Annotated in this window: 9 protein-coding genes; 1 reads left to right on the top strand and 8 read right to left on the bottom strand. The window is 48.9% G+C overall.

What is annotated here, in order from left to right:
- The coding region (locus tag HMPREF3090_RS04760) for an Ig-like domain-containing protein (protein WP_083272381.1) at positions 1–5500 on the bottom strand (5500 nt) is incomplete at its 3' end.
- A gap of 934 nt (positions 5501–6434) precedes the next feature.
- Between HMPREF3090_RS04760 and HMPREF3090_RS10020 the strand changes: the two genes are divergently transcribed.
- Positions 6435–6527 (top strand): type I toxin-antitoxin system Fst family toxin, encoded by a 93-nt coding sequence (locus HMPREF3090_RS10020; RefSeq protein ID WP_141737858.1) that lies wholly within the window; start codon positions 6435–6437, stop codon positions 6525–6527.
- 936 nt (positions 6528–7463) lie between these two features.
- Here HMPREF3090_RS10020 and HMPREF3090_RS04755 read toward each other — a convergent pair.
- The 7 genes from HMPREF3090_RS04755 to HMPREF3090_RS04725 all read right to left on the bottom strand — a co-directional run bounded on the left by HMPREF3090_RS04755 (position 7464) and on the right by HMPREF3090_RS04725 (position 17274).
- Positions 7464–7775 (bottom strand): YlbG family protein, encoded by a 312-nt coding sequence (locus HMPREF3090_RS04755; protein WP_070486073.1) that lies wholly within the window; start codon positions 7773–7775, stop codon positions 7464–7466.
- A 25-nt stretch (positions 7776–7800) separates the two neighbouring features.
- A complete protein-coding gene (locus tag HMPREF3090_RS04750; RefSeq protein WP_067972439.1) occupies positions 7801–11238 on the bottom strand; it encodes a pyruvate carboxylase in 3438 nt (1145 codons plus the stop codon).
- A 203-nt stretch (positions 11239–11441) separates the two neighbouring features.
- Positions 11442–12659 carry an FtsW/RodA/SpoVE family cell cycle protein gene (locus HMPREF3090_RS04745; protein ID WP_143485095.1) on the bottom strand — a complete coding sequence of 406 codons (1218 nt, stop codon included), beginning with the start codon at positions 12657–12659 and terminating at the stop codon, positions 11442–11444.
- Positions 12637–12954, bottom strand: a complete 318-nt coding sequence (locus HMPREF3090_RS04740) for a DUF1507 family protein (RefSeq protein ID WP_067972446.1) — start codon at positions 12952–12954, stop codon at positions 12637–12639. Before HMPREF3090_RS04740 ends, HMPREF3090_RS04745 begins: the two co-directional genes overlap by 23 nt.
- 999 nt (positions 12955–13953) lie before the next feature.
- Positions 13954–15795 carry a translational GTPase TypA gene (gene typA / locus HMPREF3090_RS04735; RefSeq protein ID WP_067972449.1) on the bottom strand — a complete coding sequence of 614 codons (1842 nt, stop codon included), beginning with the start codon at positions 15793–15795 and terminating at the stop codon, positions 13954–13956.
- Between the two features lie 393 nt (positions 15796–16188).
- Positions 16189–16986 (bottom strand): inositol monophosphatase family protein, encoded by a 798-nt coding sequence (locus HMPREF3090_RS04730; protein WP_070486071.1) that lies wholly within the window; start codon positions 16984–16986, stop codon positions 16189–16191.
- A 12-nt stretch (positions 16987–16998) separates the two neighbouring features.
- Positions 16999–17274: a UPF0223 family protein gene (locus HMPREF3090_RS04725; RefSeq protein ID WP_348919910.1), complete on the bottom strand. Its 276-nt coding sequence runs from the start codon at positions 17272–17274 to the stop codon at positions 16999–17001.
- Between the last annotated feature and the right edge of the window lie 643 nt (positions 17275–17917).

The raw sequence follows: 17917 nt of genomic DNA, 5'->3' as shown, positions 1-17917 counted from the left end.
CTTCCACATCGGTGTTTGGCGTAGTCTTGCCAGTCACAGTCGTGGTATCCTTACCTGGTTCGTTTTCAGCGCCAGGTTCGGTCACTTGAGGGAAGTCGTTTTGGTCTTTCGGATCGGTACCGCGGTCTTTTTCGTCCTGGTCAGTCCAACCGTCATTGTCATCGTCCTTGTCGCCTTGGTCGATGCCAGGGACATTTGGATTGTTTGGATCTTGAGGCATGCCGGAATCCTTGTCAGGTTGGCCGTCCTTGTCGGTATCGCGGTAAACGGTGATGGTTGATTCAGCCGTCACTGGGTTGCCGTCTGCATCGTTGACAGGCTTGCCGTCTTGATCTAGGACAGAAACTTCAACCGTAATGGTCCGGGTTTCTTCTTCAGGAGCCCAGTCAGTGATTTGAGGTTGGCCGGTTACTTGGCCAGTTTCTGGGTCCACAGTCAGACCTGGATAAGTGTCTTGGCCATCGATAGTCACTTTGACGCTGCCGCCTTCTGGGACATTGTCCGCTTGAGGGGTCACTGGGGTAATGTCCTTACCTTCCAGAGCGTTTTGTGATTTAGGTGTGACTTCGACGCCGACAACGACTGGCGCATCTTCAGTAACCGTCGTTTCCACAGGGTCGCCGGTCCGGGTTTCTGTTGAGCCATCTGGGTTGGTGTAGTCCTTAGATGGGATCACAGAAACCGTGTCGCCGCCTTCTTGACGTGGCACTTCAATAGTAAAGTCGCCGTTTTCATCAGAAGTGCCGGTGCCGATGGTATTGCCGTCCTTATCCTTCACTTCAACCTTAGAATTAGGAACGGTGGTCTTACCAGTCACAGTTGTCTTATCTGAACCAGGTTCGTTCTTAGCCCCTGGATTGGTAATCTGTGGGGTTTCCTTAACCACGGTTTCAGCGCCACCACGAGGATTACCTTGGTCATCCTTGACTGGTGTAAAGTTGCCTTGGTCGTCCTTCTTACCTGGAGTGATGGTTACCTTGTCGCCAGGTTTTTGCTTAGGCACATCGATAGTCACCTTACCGTTTTCGTCGGAGGTGCCGGTACCGATAGTCTTGCCGTCCTTGTCCTTGACTTCCACATCGGTGTTTGGCGTAGTCTTGCCAGTTACCGTGGTGGTGTCCTTGCCTGGTTCGTTTTCTGCGCCTGGTTCGGTCACTTGGGGGAAGTCGTTTTGGTCTTTCGGATCGGTACCGCGGTCTTTTTCGTCCTGGTCAGTCCAACCGTCATTGTCATCGTCCTTGTCGCCTTGGTCGATGCCTGGGACAGTTGGATTGTTTGGATCTTCAGGCATGCCGGAATCCTTATCAGGTTGGCCGTCCTTGTCGGTGTCGCGGTAAACAGTGATAGTTGAGTCAGCCTTGACTGGGTTGCCGTCTGCATCACGGACTGGTTGGCCATCCTTGTCTTGGACTTCAGCGGTTACCGTAATGGTCCGGGTTTCTTCTTCAGGAGCCCAGTCAGTGATTTGAGGTTGGCCGGTTACTTGGCCAGTTTCTGGGTCCACAGTCAGACCTGGATAAGTGTCTTGGCCATCGATAGTCACTTTGACGCTGCCACCTTCTGGGACATTGTCCGCTTGAGGGGTTACTGGGGTAATGTCCTTACCTTCCAGGGCGTTTTGTGATTTAGGCGTCACTTCGACGCTAGATTCCGCTGGTGTTTCAGCCGAATTTGGATTCGTCACAGTCACTTTAACGGTCCGTTGAATGGCTTCGTCAGTTGGTTGACCTTGGCTATCCTTTTGGCCGGTGCCAGTTGATGTGATTTCAACAGGGATTTCAACGACTTTTTCTCTTTCGCCCGGTTGGAAGTCCACGCTCGGTGTGCCGACCAGGTTGCCGTTCTCGTCAACTGACAGGCCGTCGACTGGAGCTGGCGTGTTCACCTTAGCGCCAGGTTTGTTTGGAGTGACCACCTTGGTATTGGCAGGCACTTCTTGGCCGTTGGTTGCGGTAGTATCAGTAGTTTGAGCATCGAGGCCGTCCCATACCTTCGACGCGTCATCGTCGGTGTCTGGAATGCCGTCGTTGTCGTCATCTTGATCAGTTTGGTCCGCTTGGCCGTCGCCGTCTGTGTCGCGAAGAACCGTCACATTAATTGGCTCAGTCGCTTGATTGCCGGCAGGATCTACCGCCTTCACGGTCGCTGGGAATTCGCGGGACTCATCTTGGTCATCCGCCCATTGAACTGTACCCGCTGGAACCGTCCCTTCGATCTGCTTGGTCTCAGGATTGTAAGTCAAGCCTTCAGGTAGGCCGTCAACCGTCACGGTCGCTTCTGGATCATCGGTCTCTACAGAAACAGGGGTGATTGGCTTCCCTTCCGTCGCTTGGATATCCTTGGCGGCAACGGTGATGGTTGGTGCGGTGGTGTCAGGTACGACAGTCTTAGTTGCTGTAGCGGTAATCGTTTGGTCTGCCTTAATAGCTGTACCTGGTTGAACATCCCAAGTTGGATTCTCATAACCTTCAGCAGGTTGGGCTGTTGGGTAATGAGCTGCTGTTAAAGCTGCACCATCTTTCACATGGTAAACCTTGTTCTCAGAAAGTGAAGCAACACCTTCGCCTGCCTTGAAGTCTACCTTATGATAGCCTTGAGGAACAGGGGTATTTGGATCTTCACTACGATCAATCACATCAGGTGCTGTGACATTCACTTGTGCTGTCACTTGATCAGTAGTGCCGTCTTCATAGGTAACAGTAACTGGTACTTCAATCGTTTGTCCCGGAACCTTAGATGTTTCTTCCGCAGGGAGTGTAATCGCACCGGTTTCTGGATTAATCGTTGCACCGTTTGTTGGTGTAGTAATTGAGAAGGCTGGTTTAGCTGGATCTTTGGAAAGTGGAACATTGCTGAAGTCAACATCTGTCTCCTTACCTTCCAGATCAACTTGTTTAAAGTTTGGTTGTTGACCGGTGAAGTCTTTACCAAATTCTGCTTCTTCTGGTGCGTAGTTTGGTTGATATTTCTCTTGATCTTGACGATCATCCTTGATGGTAATTTCTGCATCTGCTGGTAGACGTAAACCATTATCAAAGGCAACAGATACTGGAACGACAATCTTCTGACCAGGTTTTAATTTAGCAGTTTCAGAAGCTGGAACAGTAACGACACCAGTATTTGGATCAACTGAAACCTGAATATCTTGTCCATCAACATTGACTGTTTCAAGAGGTCTATACTCTACTTGCACTTGGTCATTTTCGTCAGTCGTTACTACGCGCTCAACATATTCATATTTAGGCGCATTTTGTCCTTGATATTTTGGTTCGTATTCTTGGCCATCTTTATCCACGAATTTTGGCGTATCAGTTTTTGCTTCTTCGCCAGCTTTTGTTTCAATTGGATGATATTTGACGCCTGGTGTTGCGATAAAGGAGTCAGCAGCCAATGCTTCACCTAGGTCATCAGCATTGCTATTACCATAGAACACAGCAGATGAATAGTTGGCAGGAACTGCTAAGTCAGCAGGAACCGTCATAGGTACTGAACCAATGCGTCCAACTTCATTACTATTCAGCTCAACCGCTTCGCCGATTGGTTTACCATCTTTAAACCATCTTACTTTATACTGTTGGTTTGGAAGTAAGCCTGCTGTTTCATTCTGAACTTCTTGGCCTGGCCGAGCAAAGTTGTTCTGGTTATCAAATACTTTAATATCATGGAGAGGTTGCGCTGCTAATGCTGCAAAATTGACGTTAGAAATATTATCTGAAACAAGATTATTTACTCCAACAGGTAAAGTACTGTTATTGGTTAGGGCTTCAAACATATTATTCTGTGATGTATTGCCCCAGATTGCATAGTTATCAATCAATGGAGCAACATACATATAGTCTGTATTAATGTGACGGTGTTTTTGGCCTATTGTTCCATTCCATTGTAGTAAGCTACCGTGGTTGACATCTTCGTCGCGAACAAGTTGCCCATACTCTTCATCTGCAATTGTATGTGACACACTGGCGCCAGAGTTTTGTCTGTAAGGGCTAATCCCGTATAAACCTCTAAAGGGAATATAGTAGTAACCATCGCTGTCTACCGTACCAACAACTGTTTCAGCAATATGAGATCCCTTGCCATTCTCCGCTTCATATTCACGAATAATAGTTTCTTGAGCTTTTCTTAAGTCCTTAACGCCGTGATTAGGATTAGCTTCCTTCCATGCATCAAAGCGACGCGCAATCTCATCGTTAACATAAGATGCAACCACTTTTGTACCTGTCGCATTAACGTCCCAAGAGTCCTTCTTCCAACCTTCTGCGATTGAACCCATTGGATCCCCATTTTCATACCAGACATTACCTCTTACGGTACCGTAATTACCAACATTTGGCCAAATTCCATCTTCATTTGGTGAAGTTGTCCATTGATCTTTTGGCTTAACTAACCAATCGTTCATCAAGATTTTTTCTTGGAGGGCAACTTGGCCATCAACGATACGGTTAACTCCAGCTGTAAAGTCCCAAGATTCATTGACCCGGTTCAAGCGTTTGTGGAAACCATATTTGTGGTCACCTGGTTTAATGACGTTATACTTTTCAGGATCCGGGTTTTCTGCCCAGGTCCGAATAGCAAAGTCGCCATTACCAGCTAATTGGAAGTGGTGAATGTTACCGAATTGGTCAACTTCTGGTTTTTCAAAATTAAAAGTAAAGGTACCATCTGGACGTGAAGTTGTCTTATAGACATTAGAAACATAACCATCGGAGTCTACCCATTGTAGGAAGACATTGACGCCACCAATTGTTTCCTTACTTGGATTATTTAATTTATTGTAACGGTAAACATAGGCAGTCCCGGAATAAGATTGTGGATCACCTTTTTGACCAGGTGAGTAAATAGCGTTCGCTTCTACTTCTTGTAAGTCAACTGAACGCGTAGAAATATCTGCTTTCTTATTGCCATTCGATTCTTCAGATGGCTTATTGTCTGCAGTTTCAACTTCTGGTTGATTTTCAGTAGGTGCTGCATAAGACGTTATCTTAGCAGCCTGTTCTGAATCAGATTCCTTATTATTAGTATTCTCTGAAACAGTTTTTTCTGGTTCAGTTTCTTTTTCGGGTAATGTTTCAGTATTTGCTGGTGTTTCTACTGATTCTGAACTTGTAGCTGCTGGTGTTTCTGTCGAAGCATTTTCTTCTACAGGTGCTGCTTCCGTTGCAGGAGCTTCCTCTGCTACTGGAGCTGCTTCAGGAGCAGCCGTTTCTTCAACGGCAGGTGTTTCTTCAAGTGTAGGCGCTTCGTTTGAAGCTGGAGTTGCTTCACTCGTTGGAGCTTCTTCCTCTTCAGGTGTCTCTTCTCCAGCAACCGGAGCAACTTCTTCACTTGCATTGGTTTCTTCTGCAGCCGCTGCTTGAACAACGACAGCATCCCCTGCAAATAATAGTCCAGCTGCTACAGCTACAGAAGCTACGCCAACACTTAAGCGCTTAATTGAGTAGCGATAGAATTTATTACTTTGCTTCTCCTTTTTCACTTGGTAGTTATTTTTTCCAACCATAGCTTTCCTCCTATTTTTAGTCAAAGCATATAATATCTTGCAATAAAGTTTTTGCTAGAAATAAATAATTGTCACTACCAAAAAATTGTAGCATCTAAGTCACGAGCTTTTAGGGAATATCTATGAAAAGTATTAAAAACAAATAGGTCGAAATTAGCTTCGAATCTATCTTTCTATATGAATATTAGCTCAATTGTCAGATCTTTCGGTAAATAAACTAATTATTATTTCTAACAGCACTTCACCAAATGTAATCCATTTGACAAAACTATCATACAAAAAAAAAAAAAAAAAGCAATAAAAAAAAGTTTTTTATTGCCAATAGCTAATCATCAAATAAACAGAAATGCATAAACACCTTCGAAAAGAGTGATAATTAGGCTTTTAAGCCGATATTTCTATTTTTATTAGCATAATTTAATTTAAATTTGATACATATTTTGTACTTAAACCCACTAATCAGGGAGCTAAATAATTTGCTAAGAATATTTTTTGTTTTTTTAAATGAGTATTTTTTCATTTTTGTGGAACAACATTTAGCTATGCTTAAAAGTATTATTCTATATCAACCGTATTAAATTTCCAAAGCTCAAGTCAGAAAACTGCGCATACTTCTTCGATACTTTAATCAAAAAAATACCCCCAGGAGCCACCAACTCCCGGAGGTATTGTGTTAGTTATGAACGCCGTCATCGCGTTCCACACATTTATTATAACATATAAACCAGAAAGAGGAAGCCATCAAGCTCCTCTTTTTTAATGGTTCCCAGGAATTTTGCTTGGCCAAACTAGGGAATTCATCTTGCTCATGATAAGGATTTTAGCATGCTTAAAGACAGAATGCAGATAAATTACTTATCCATATTTATTAGTTATATGCTTTCATATGCTATAATTCTATCTGGGCTATTTCCCTCGAAGGGAGGTGTTAGTTATGTCAATTAATGCCATCATCGTGTTGATTGTCGCACCACTCATTGTGGGAATACTCATTGAGTTATTCTCTTGGTGGTTGAACAAGAAGTGACAATCGACTAGCCCAATCTCAACCGCACACGCTTAGCCCACCTCTGAGCGAAAAAAATACCCCCAGGAGCCGTGAACTCCCGGGGGTATTGTGTTAGTTATGAACGCCATCATCGCGTTCCACACATTTATTATAACACATAAAGCAGAAAGAGGAAGCCATCAAGCTCCTCTTTTTTAATATTAATGGCATTCAGCTTGGTGAAGAGGAGCGGAGCCTTGGAATTGGCCACCAAGCATGTTGTGAGAAGATCTGGGACTTACAAGCTAGCAATTTGCTTTTGACGGCTCTCTCTGCAAATAGAAAATAACAATGTGCATACAGGAGCTCTGAACGCAAATAAAGAGTGGCTATTTGCATGTGGGAAGTCCGAGCGCAAATAGAAAATATCTATTTGTATGCAGGAAGCTCAAAAGCAAATAGAAAGTAGCAAATTGCACATAGGAGCTTTGAACGCAAATTGGAGCCAGCAATTTCCTGAAAGTACCCCACCGCGTACAATCCCCCCAATTGAGTCTCTAAATATTTAATAATCGAAGTTAAGGAACAGCGAATACTCATCAGCACCATTTAAGTCAAAAGGTACAATAAAAACCAGGCACAATCACCTGGTCTTTATTGTTGACAAGCGAAGCGAATTAGGGATAGTAGGCGCTAGCCGTACTAGCCAAAACCTGCTCCAAAAGTCAACCCTGACTCCACTTCACAAAATCTAGCCGAGCCTTTAGCAAGGCTCTTCTAGATTTTGCTCCAGTGGTTCAGGGCTAACCGACTTTTGTCGCACTCTAACTCTTTGAGTCTCGCTAGGTGAGAGACCTTGGCTCGAGCCGGTGCCATGGCTTTTCAACGATCAAACTCAAGACGGAACGGATGCTCATCACTACAATTTAGATTAAGAGTAAAAAAGCCAGGTAAAAATCACCTAGCTTTTTTAGCTTAAAACCGATATTTCAATTCCGGTACCCCATCATCCTTGGGCATCCGCTCCTGAAGCTCTCCAAGCACCTGGTCGAACTGGGTGTTGATCTCCTGGCGCGGTGACTCTTCCACCTCGCGGACAAATTTCAGCTTGCGGATCTTTTGGATGGTGTCGTCGATCGTTTCGATTGGGCTGTAGACGACGGCGTACTTGAGCTTATAGGAAATATAGTAGACATAGCCGTACTTCTGTAAGGGGCGGGTGTGCTTGGTGGAATGGAGCCAGACAATGAGTCCCGCCCGGTCTTGCCGTTGTTCATATTCTGCCATTAGCGTCACCTCCCTGCTTCTTTATCTAGGCTTTTTCAATTTCAATCAATAGGTCGTTGGAGTCCACTTGGTCGCCTGCTTGGACGTGGATGGCTTTGATTACCCCGTCGATCGGTGACTTCACGGTGGTTTCCATCTTCATGGCTTCCGTTACCAGGATAGTTTGACCGACCTTGACGCTGTCCCCTTTTTCGCAGGAAACCTTCACAATGGTCCCTGGCATGGTGGCGCCGATGTGGCCGCGGTTGGATGGGTCAGCTTTTGGACGGAGGGCCACGCTGGTCTTAATGGTGGTGTCCTTGACCGTGATTTCCCGGCGTTGGCCGTTGAGGTCGAAGTAGACAATCCGTTCACCGAGGTGGTTAGGGGCGCCGACTTGGATCAGTTTGATCCGCAAGACCTTACCCTTTTGGATCTCAACAGAGACCGTTTCTCCTGGCTGCATGCCCCGGAAGAAGGTTGGGGTGTCGATGTTGGAGAGGTCGGAGTAGTTGTCCAACTTCTTGCAGTAGTCGACGAAGACTTTTGGATACATGAGATAAGCCAGTAAGTCTTGGTTGGTGATCTCAATATCCACTTTTTCCCCTAATTCTTCACGCACGGCGTCGAAGTCGACTGGGTCTAAGAGGTCACCAGGACGTTCGGTCGTAGCAGGGGCGCCCTTGAGGATAATGTCTTGGACATCTTTAGGGAAGCCGCCCACGGGTTGGCCTAGGTCGCCTTGGAAGAACTTGATGACGGAGTCTGGGAAGTCCAGGCTCTTACCGCGTTCGAAGAAGTCCTCGATAGAGAGCTTGTTTTGGACCATGAAGAGGGCCATGTCGCCTACCACCTTAGAGGATGGGGTCACTTTGACAATGTCGCCAAAGAGCATGTTGACGTCGTGGTACATGACCTTGATCTCTTCCCAACGGTCTTCCAGGCCGACCCCGATCGCTTGTTGCTGAAGGTTGGTGTACTGGCCGCCTGGCATCTCGGTCTTGTAGATCTCGGTTTCAGGCACCTTGAGCCCAGACGCGAAGTCATCGTAATAGGCCCGGACGCCTGACCAGTAATGGTTCATCTTCTGGGCATTGCCCACGTTGAGGTCTGGACGGCGGTCGTCGTGTTCCAGGGCATAGTAGAGGGTGGTCATACTTGGCTGGCTGGTCGTTGAGGAGAAGGCAGAAGTTGCCACGTCCACAATGTCCACCCCAGCCCGGGCAGCTTCGGCATAGGTAATAATCCCGTTGCCCGCCGTGTCGTGGGTGTGGAGGTGGATCGGCACGTCCACTGCCGCCTTGAGTTCAGATATCAGGGCATAGGCGGCTTGGGGTTTCAAGAGCCCGGCCATGTCCTTGATGGCGATGATATCGGCCCCCGCGCTGACCAGGTCCTTGGCGAAGTTGACATAGTAGTCCGTGGAGTATTTTTGCCGGTCAGGATTGAGGACATCGCCGGTATAGCACATGGCCGCTTCGGCGATCTTACCCGTATCCTTGACGAACTGGAGCGGTTTTTCAATTTGTTTGATCCAGTTCAAGCTGTCGAAGACCCGGAAAACGTCGATGCCGGATTCGGCCGACTGCTTGATAAAGGCTTCCAGCACATTGTCCGGATAAGCCGTGTAGCCCACTGCATTGGACCCTCTAAAGAGCATCTGCAAGAGGGTATTAGGCATAGCGGCCCGGAATTTTTCTAAGCGTTCCCATGGGTCTTCGGTCAGGAAGCGGTAGGCCGTGTCGAAGGTGGCCCCGCCCCAGACTTCCATGGAGAAAAAGTTCGGATTAGCTGCTTCCATGGCTTGGGCAGCCTTGAGCATGTCGCGGGTCCGCATCCGGGTCGCAATCAGTGACTGGTGGGCGTCCCGCATGGTGGTGTCGGTCAGGAGGAGTTCCTGCTTGTTCTTCACGAAGTCTTGGACCGCCTTGACCCCGTCCTTGTCCAGGATCTGCTTAGCAGTTGGGCCATGGCTTTCGACCGCTTCCAAGCTATTCGGCACTTGGGCCTTGGTGTAGTGGGGTTTCTCCCCACGTTTGAGGCCTGGGAAGCCGTTGATGGTCGTTTCCGCGATATAGCGGAGGATCTTATTCCCTCTATCCCGGTTCTTTTCTTTAGGGAATTCGAAGAGAGATGGGGTGTTGTCGATGAAGAGGGTCGTCGCTTGACCGGTTTGGAATTCATCGTGGCGGACCACATTCAAGAGGAAGGGAATATTGTTCTTCACGCCGCGGATCCGGTACTCACGGAGGGCCCGGGTCATCTTAGCCACGGTCTCTTCGAAGGTCATGGCGTGGGCGATCAGCTTGGTCACCATGGAGTCATAGTAAGGCGACACTTCCGCATTCTGGTAGCCATTCCCCGCATCCAGACGCAGGCCGAAACCACCTGGTGAGCGATAGGTGTTGATCTTACCCGTATCTGGGAAGAAGTTGTTGGCGGGGTCTTCGGTCGTGATCCGGCACTGGATGGCATAACCCATCAGCGGCAGGTCTTCTTGCTTAGGCAGGCCAATCTCTTCAAAAGATTCGCCGTCCGCAATCCGGATCTGGGCCTTGACAATGTCGACCCCAGTGATCTCTTCGGAAATGGTGTGTTCCACTTGGACACGGGGGTTGACTTCGATGAAGTAGAAGTCGTGGCCGTCTAATAAGAATTCCACCGTCCCGGCATTCTGATAGCCGACATGGGACATGAGGCGGACCGCTTCGTCGCAGACCTCATGGCGGACTTCCATGGGTAGACCCACTGTTGGAGCCACTTCGACGACTTTTTGGTGGCGGCGTTGAACGGAGCAGTCACGTTCCCAGAGGTGCATGACATGGCCGTGCTGGTCGCCTAGGATTTGCACTTCGATATGTTTAGGGTTGGCAATGTATTTCTCCGCATACATCACGCCCGAGCCAAACGCCTTGAGCGCTTCATTGGAGGCCGTTTCGAATTGCTCTTCCAATTCATCATCGGAGCGAACTACCCGCATGCCGCGGCCGCCACCCCCATTGGCTGCCTTAACCATGATCGGATAGCCCGCTTCCTTAGCGAAGGCGCGGACTTCTTCCACGGATTCCACCGGACCAGGCGTCCCCGGGATTTCGCGGATGCCCGCATCACGCGCAGCAATTTTGGCCTTAACCTTGTCCCCGAACATGTCCAGGGTTTCAACTTTAGGGCCGATGAAGATAATGCCTTCTTCCTGGCAGCGGCGGGCAAAGTCCACATTCTCAGACAGGAAGCCATAGCCAGGGTGGATGGCGTCGGCGCCGGTGTCTTTGGCGATGCGGATAATATCTTCAATGTCGAGATAGGCTTTGACAGGTTTCTTACCTTCCCCAACCAGGTAGGACTCGTCCGCCTTGAAGCGGTGGACCGAATTCTCATCTTCCTTGGCGAAGATAGCGACCGTCTCGATGCCTAATTCAAAACAGGCCCGGAAGACGCGGATAGCGATTTCGCCACGGTTGGCGACTAGGACTTTTTTAATCATAATTACACTCCCCTTTGATGACATGCAGTGGCTACTTGGATATGAACTTGGGATAAAAATGCTAAACTCTTTTTAAACAACAAATTTTTGTCAAAAACCTGTTCCAAAAGTCAGCCCTGACCTCCACTTCACAAACTATGTCCGATTGTTTGCCAACAATCTCCCATAGTTTGCTGCAGTGATTCAGGGCTAAACGACTTTTGTCACACTCTATTTTGGTCTGCTCTTACAGCTGAGAGGGCGAGGCCCACCATGATGGCCGAGGTGAGGATGGAGGACCCGCCGTATGAGATGAAGGGGAAGGTAATCCCCGTGATTGGCAGGAGCCCCGTCACCCCGCCCAGGTTGATCACAGCCTGGATCAGGAAATAAGAGGCCAGCCCAATTAAGAGCATTTGGATATAGACGCTTCGTGCTTTTTGGGCCCGGTAGTAGAGGTAGAGGGTGAGGTAGAAGTAGAGGCCCAGGATAAAGATCAGGCCAACTAGCCCCAACTCCTCGCCCACGATGGCCATGATGAAGTCGTTGTGGGCTTCTGGCAGGTAGCCCAGCTTTTGGACCGAATTCCCCAGGCCCCGGCCGAAGAGACCGCCCCCCTTGAGGGCATAGTAGGAATTGACCAATTGGTGGCCGATTCCCTGGGCTTCGGGAAAGGGATTCACGAAGCTGAGCAGGCGCTGGACTTGGTAGTTATCCGAAGACCAGCCCAAATGATTGGCCAGGCGGGCGCCTAAGACCAAGACGGCATAGGCTGCGACCGCCAGACCGCTCAGCACTTTGACGACCTTAGACGATATCCCCGACCCCAGCACCATGAGACTGGCAATAACAAGAAGCAGGCCGAAGCCCCCGATATCGGGCAGGAGGACGGCAATGCCCAGCCAGACCAGGATGGCGGCAGGCACTAAGGGATGGCGGCCGAGGACCCTGAAGAAGCCCTTCCAGCCCGGATTCTGGGCGAAGTCTTTTTGGTAGCGGCTGAAATAGTCCGCTAAGAGCAGGATCAGGACCGGCTTGGCGAATTCAATCGGTTGGATGGAGATCACATAGAGGTCGATCCAACCCTTGGCCCCGTTGATCTCCTCCCCAAAGAAGAGCACGAAGACCAGGGCCAGGCTGATGACCGCAATGGCCAGCTTCTTGAAAGCTTGACTGCGAAAGACCGTCACCCGGAGCCGGTAGATCAGCATGGCAACGGCGAAACCGACACCCATGAAGACCAGCTGGCGGACCACATAGTAGGAGACGTCATTGCCCTCCGAAATGGCCCGGTAGGATGAAGCCGTAAAGACCATGATCAAACCGATAATCGAGAGCACCACATAGGGCAGGAAGATCGATAGGTTCATCTCCCGGTAGGCCCTCCTCAGCGCCGAAGCGACCTTTTGCGTCTTAGACTTAGGAGTCTTTTCTGTTGACACGGTGGTCCCCCTCTACATGGTAGAACTGCCCCTCTTCGAAGATCTCCGTATAAACCTGGTTCAGGGTATTCTCCAATTCTTTAATAATTTGATGGCCCTTATCTTTCGAAATTGCACCAATCGCAATCGCATAGGCGACTTGCTTGGAGAAGCCATACATCTGAGTATCCACAATCTCCTCAAAGGCCGGACACTGGGCAAAACATAAGTGTTCCTTTTGACTGAGGATTAAGTGGGAGATGCGTTGGGCTTCATGAAGCAAGATCTCTTCCGCTTGCTTCCGATCGATATCCATTCGCTATCCCCTCCTTCTTTTTATTAGATTTTTACCACATGGTGTTGGTGAGCATTCGTTCCGCTTTTGAATTTGATCGTTAAGAGCCATGGCACCGGTTCGGGCCAAGGTCCCTCACCTAGCGAGCTTCAAAGGGCTAGTAACGGCTAGCGCCGACTATCCCTAATTCACATCGCTTGCTATTTCATGGCTAACGATCAAATTCAAAGCTCCACTACTGCTCACAAGTGCACAGTATAGGAATAAATAGAAAAAATTATACTTTAATTACTAGCACCAACATTAAATGGCAAAGAATCCTTTATTAAGCATATATACTTGAAATTATACCATAACTTGATGAGAAGCTTGTTAGTTTTCGGGATTTTATTCGCTTGAGCAGAAATGGTCTTGCTGGTTGGCGTGCCTGAACTTGGATCTGGCGACTGTTTGCTAGGATGTGGCTGGTCAATGGCCCTATGAGTCGAGATAGCGACATATCTAAAGCCTTCTGTCGTTTGCGGAACGAGTTACCGACATATCTAATATCTTCTGTCGCTTGCGACCCGGGATAACGACATATCTCGAACGTTTTGTCGCTTGCGACACGAGTTACCGACATATTCCAAACCTTTTGGCGCTTGCGGAACGAGTTACCGACAAAAGATCCAGTAATGTGTCCGTTATGGCACCAGGATTGCCGTATCTTGGAGAAACTGCATCTTCTCCTACGACAATGCAGTTTCTCGACGACTTACTGCATCTTCCCTCACGTTAATGCAGTTTCTCGGCTCTTTACTGCATCTTCTCGCACGACAATGCAGTTTCTAACCAAAAAAACAGTACCCCTCTAGCCCCAGAAGCACTAGCGACCTAGGATAAAAGACAAGGCGGCCCCAGCCGTCTTGTCCTTCTAAAATCTTAGGATCACTCTCAAGACGGAACGGATGCTCACCAGCACAATCCCCAAATAAAAAGCAGGAAGTGGAGCTCATCCCTCCACTTCCTACCGGTTCTTGCTTAATTTTCTGCTTTTTTCTTGCGCTTGTTGTAGCGGGCGCGTTCGCTCTTGTTGAGGATGCGTTTGCGGACACGGACGGTTTCTGGGGTAACTTCGCAGAGTTCGTCGTCATCCATGAATTCCAGCGATTGTTCCAGGTTCAGGACGCGAGGTTCCTTGATAGTCGCAGTTTGGTCCTTGGTTGCAGACCGCACGTTGGTCAGGTTCTTGGCCCGGACGATGTTGACGTCGATGTCTTCTTCCCGAGCATTTTCGCCGACAACCATGCCTTCATAAACTTCAGTCCCTGGGTGGACGAAAATAGTCCCGCGGTCTTCCACGTTCATGATGCCATAAGTGGTAGCCTTGCCGGTTTCCGTAGAGACCAGAGAGCCATTGCGGCGGCCGCCGATTTCAGCATTAATCAGAGGTTGATAAGAATCGAAGCTGTGGTTCATGATCCCGTAACCGTGTGTCATGGTCACGAATTGGGTGCCGTAGCCGATCATCCCACGGGCAGGCACTAAATAGTTCAAGCGCACCGTCCCGCGACCTTCATTCACCATATCCAACATTTGCCCCTTACGTTGGTTCAAGGAATCAATCACGCTCCCTTGGTATTCTTCAGGCGTATCGATTTGTACCGATTCAAAAGGCTCTTGCTTGATCCCGTCGATCTCACGGATAATTACTTCCGGCCGTGACACTTGGAGTTCGAAACCTTCCCGGCGCATGTTTTCAATCAAGATGGACAGGTGGAGTTCCCCCCGGCCGGAAACGATCCATTGGTCAGGCTCAGGCGTATCTTCTACGCGCAGAGACACATCGGTATGGAGCTCATACTTCAAGCGTTCTTCGATCTGACGGGCGGTCACAAATTTCCCTTCCCGGCCCGCAAAAGGTGAGTTATTGGTCATGAAGGTCATTTGCAGGGTTGGTTCATCGATCCGCAGTGGAGGGAAAGCTTCCTGTACCTCTGTATCCGTTACGGTTTCACCCACATAGATATCTTCCATCCCGGATACCGCAATCAAGTCGCCCGCTTCGGCATGGTCGATCTCTACCCGGTCCAAGCCAAGGAAGCCTAACAATTTCGTCACACGGAAGTTCTTCTTGGTCCCGTCCAACTTGTTCAAGGTCACTTGGTCGCCCACACTGATAGACCCGCGGAAGATCCGGCCAATCCCGATCCGGCCTACATAGTCGTTATAGTCCAGCATGCAGACTTGGAATTGCAGCGGTTCATCCTTGTTGTCTTCAGGGGCTGGCACGTTTTCGATGATGGCGTCAAAGATTGGGGCCATCGTTTTTTCTTGCTTAGCAGGGTCAGCTGAATAGCTGGAAGTCCCGTTCATCGCTGACGCGTAAACTACTGGGAACTCGATTTGGTCTTCGTCCGCACCAAGCTCGATGAAGAGGTCGAGAACTTCATCCACCACTTCCATAGGGCGAGCAGCAGGCTTGTCGATCTTATTCACCACCACAATTGGCGTCTTCCCAGCTTCGAAGGCTTTTTGGAGGACAAAACGAGTCTGTGGCATGGTCCCTTCATAGGCATCCACAACCAGAACAACCCCGTCAACCATGGTCATGATCCGTTCCACTTCACCCCCGAAGTCCGCGTGCCCTGGGGTGTCCATGATATTCACTCGGGTGCCCTTGTAGTTAACCGCTGTGTTCTTAGAGAGGATAGTAATCCCACGTTCCCGTTCCAGGTCGTTGGAATCCATGGCCCGTTCATCTAAGTGAGCCCGCTCATCTAAGGTATCTGAATTTTCAAGTAGCTGGTTAACCAGGGTCGTTTTCCCGTGGTCAACGTGGGCTATAATGGCGACATTCCGAATATCTTCGCGTTTTGTCATTGATGTCTTAACTCCTTTTTCTATTTGCTTCTATTATTATCTGGTCAAAAATTGCTTCTCTACTTTTAGCGTTAGTGATTAATGATCAAGAACAGTTTTTATATCATCTACTTTTGAGCAGTAGTGGAGCGTTGAAATTGGTCGTTAGCCATGAAAAGCAAGCGATGTGAATTAGGGATAGTAGGCGCCAGCCGTACTAGCCCTTTGAAGCTCGCTAGGTGAGGGACCTTGGCCCGAACCGGTGCCATGGCTTTTTAACGACCAAATTCAAAAGCGTAACGAAGGCTCACTAGCACAATCACCAGCACTATCACAAGATCATAAAGCTCCAAAAAATCTGCTTTATCATTTTATCACTATTACCAGGCCTTGCCTAGGAATTATTAGGGATTTTTACATTTTATCCCAGGCGGCTTCAACGGCCAGGTACTTGACAAATTGTTGGTAGGCCGAGGGATAACCGATCACGCCCGAACCCTTGTGGAGGAGGTCCAAGCGGCTGCCGTCGAACTGGCTGAAACTGAGCCCTGCCTCACGGGCAATAACAGCACCGGCGGCCACATCCCAGGGAGCTAACTTAGGTGAGAAGTAGAGTAAAAGATCCCCGCGCAGCACATAGAGAACCTGCAAACCGGCCGAGCCGTAGATCCTAAAGCCTAGCGCCTGGTCAATGAAGTCCTGGATGCGGTGGGTATTGTGGAGGGCGTAGCTGCCGTTCCCCGCAATCAGACCCTCGCGCAGGGGCTTGTCGTCAAAAGGCTTCTCGAAAGGCTGGCCATTCCAGGTCACCCCCTGGCCCTGCCAGGCAGACACATAGTCATCCGCCATCACATCGTAGATCACGCCAAACTGGCCTTCCCCATCCACATAGCGCCCCAGCATAATGGCGAAGTGGCGGCCCTGGCCGTAGAAATTCGCGGTTCCGTCGATAGGGTCAATAATCCACACGGTCCCTTCCAGGCTATCCGACTGCTGGCCCTCCCCCTCTTCGCCAATAATCCGATCATCCGGGAAGTGGGTCTGGATCTGCTCGCGCAAGTAGCGCTCCGTCTCCTGGTCCAGATTGGTCACAATATCCTTGTGGCTGGACTTCTCATTCACTGTCAGCGGCTGGTCCATCGCTTGGCGGATATGGTCAGCCGCCGCCATCACCCAGCCGTGGACTAAGTCTTCAATTGCTTGTCTTTCCATTTAACTTCCTCCTTAAGGCATGGTCACGCGGCCGGCCTCCGTCGCCTTGGCCTTCTGCATGGTCCGATACACATTATAAGACGACACCTTCTCAAAGGCATTGCCCAACTGCTTCTCCTCCATCTTCGACGGCACCACTTCCTTAAAAGTCCGGTAAGCCGCCATCAAATCCGCACGGTCCACCCCGCCCTCATAGGCAAGCTCCACCGCATGGAAAAACTCCACCACCATCGTCATCTCCTCCGTCGACCAAGACATATCCAGTGGGTAAGCATAACCCATCCAAATCTCCCCCTTCAGCACACTATTTGCCTCTATTATAGCAGAAAACAGACCACTATGGCAGAAAGCGGCTTAGCCTGGGAGAAAGACAGTTTGAAAGTTGGCCAGGGAGAAAAATATAGTAGGCGACAGCCGTACTAGGCCAACGCATTCTCACCATAATACTATCCTTCTCCTATAGCAGATCCCTTAAAGTCAATAGCGCACCATTAAGCAAGAAGACTCTACTTCCATTTCAAACCAAAAACTCGCTCTTTATTTAATAGTACAGGTTAATTATTAATATATTCAGTTCATGTCGTTAGCAGGAGTGGAGCTTGAGTTTGATCGTTAGCCATGAAAAGAAAGCAATGTGAATTAGGGATAGTAGGCGCCAGCCGTACTAGCCCTTTGAAGCTTGCTAGGTGAGAGACCTTGGCTCTCACCGGTTCCACGGCTCTTTAACGATCAAACTCAAGACGGAACGCATGCTCACCATGCAATCCTTCTCCTATAGCAGATCCCTTAAAGTTAATAGCGAACCATTAAGCAAGAAGACTCTACTTTCATTTCAAACCAAAAACTTGCTCTTTATTTAATAGTACGGGTTAATTATTAATATATTCAGTTCATTTCATGAGCAGGAGTGGAGCGTTGAAGTTGGTCCTTA

This window comes from Aerococcus sp. HMSC23C02 (genome assembly GCF_001806805.1).
Lineage (GTDB): Bacteria > Bacillota > Bacilli > Lactobacillales > Aerococcaceae > Aerococcus > Aerococcus sanguinicola.
The sequence above is the reverse complement of the archived record's forward strand: the minus strand, read 5'-3'. Positions and strand labels throughout refer to the sequence as shown.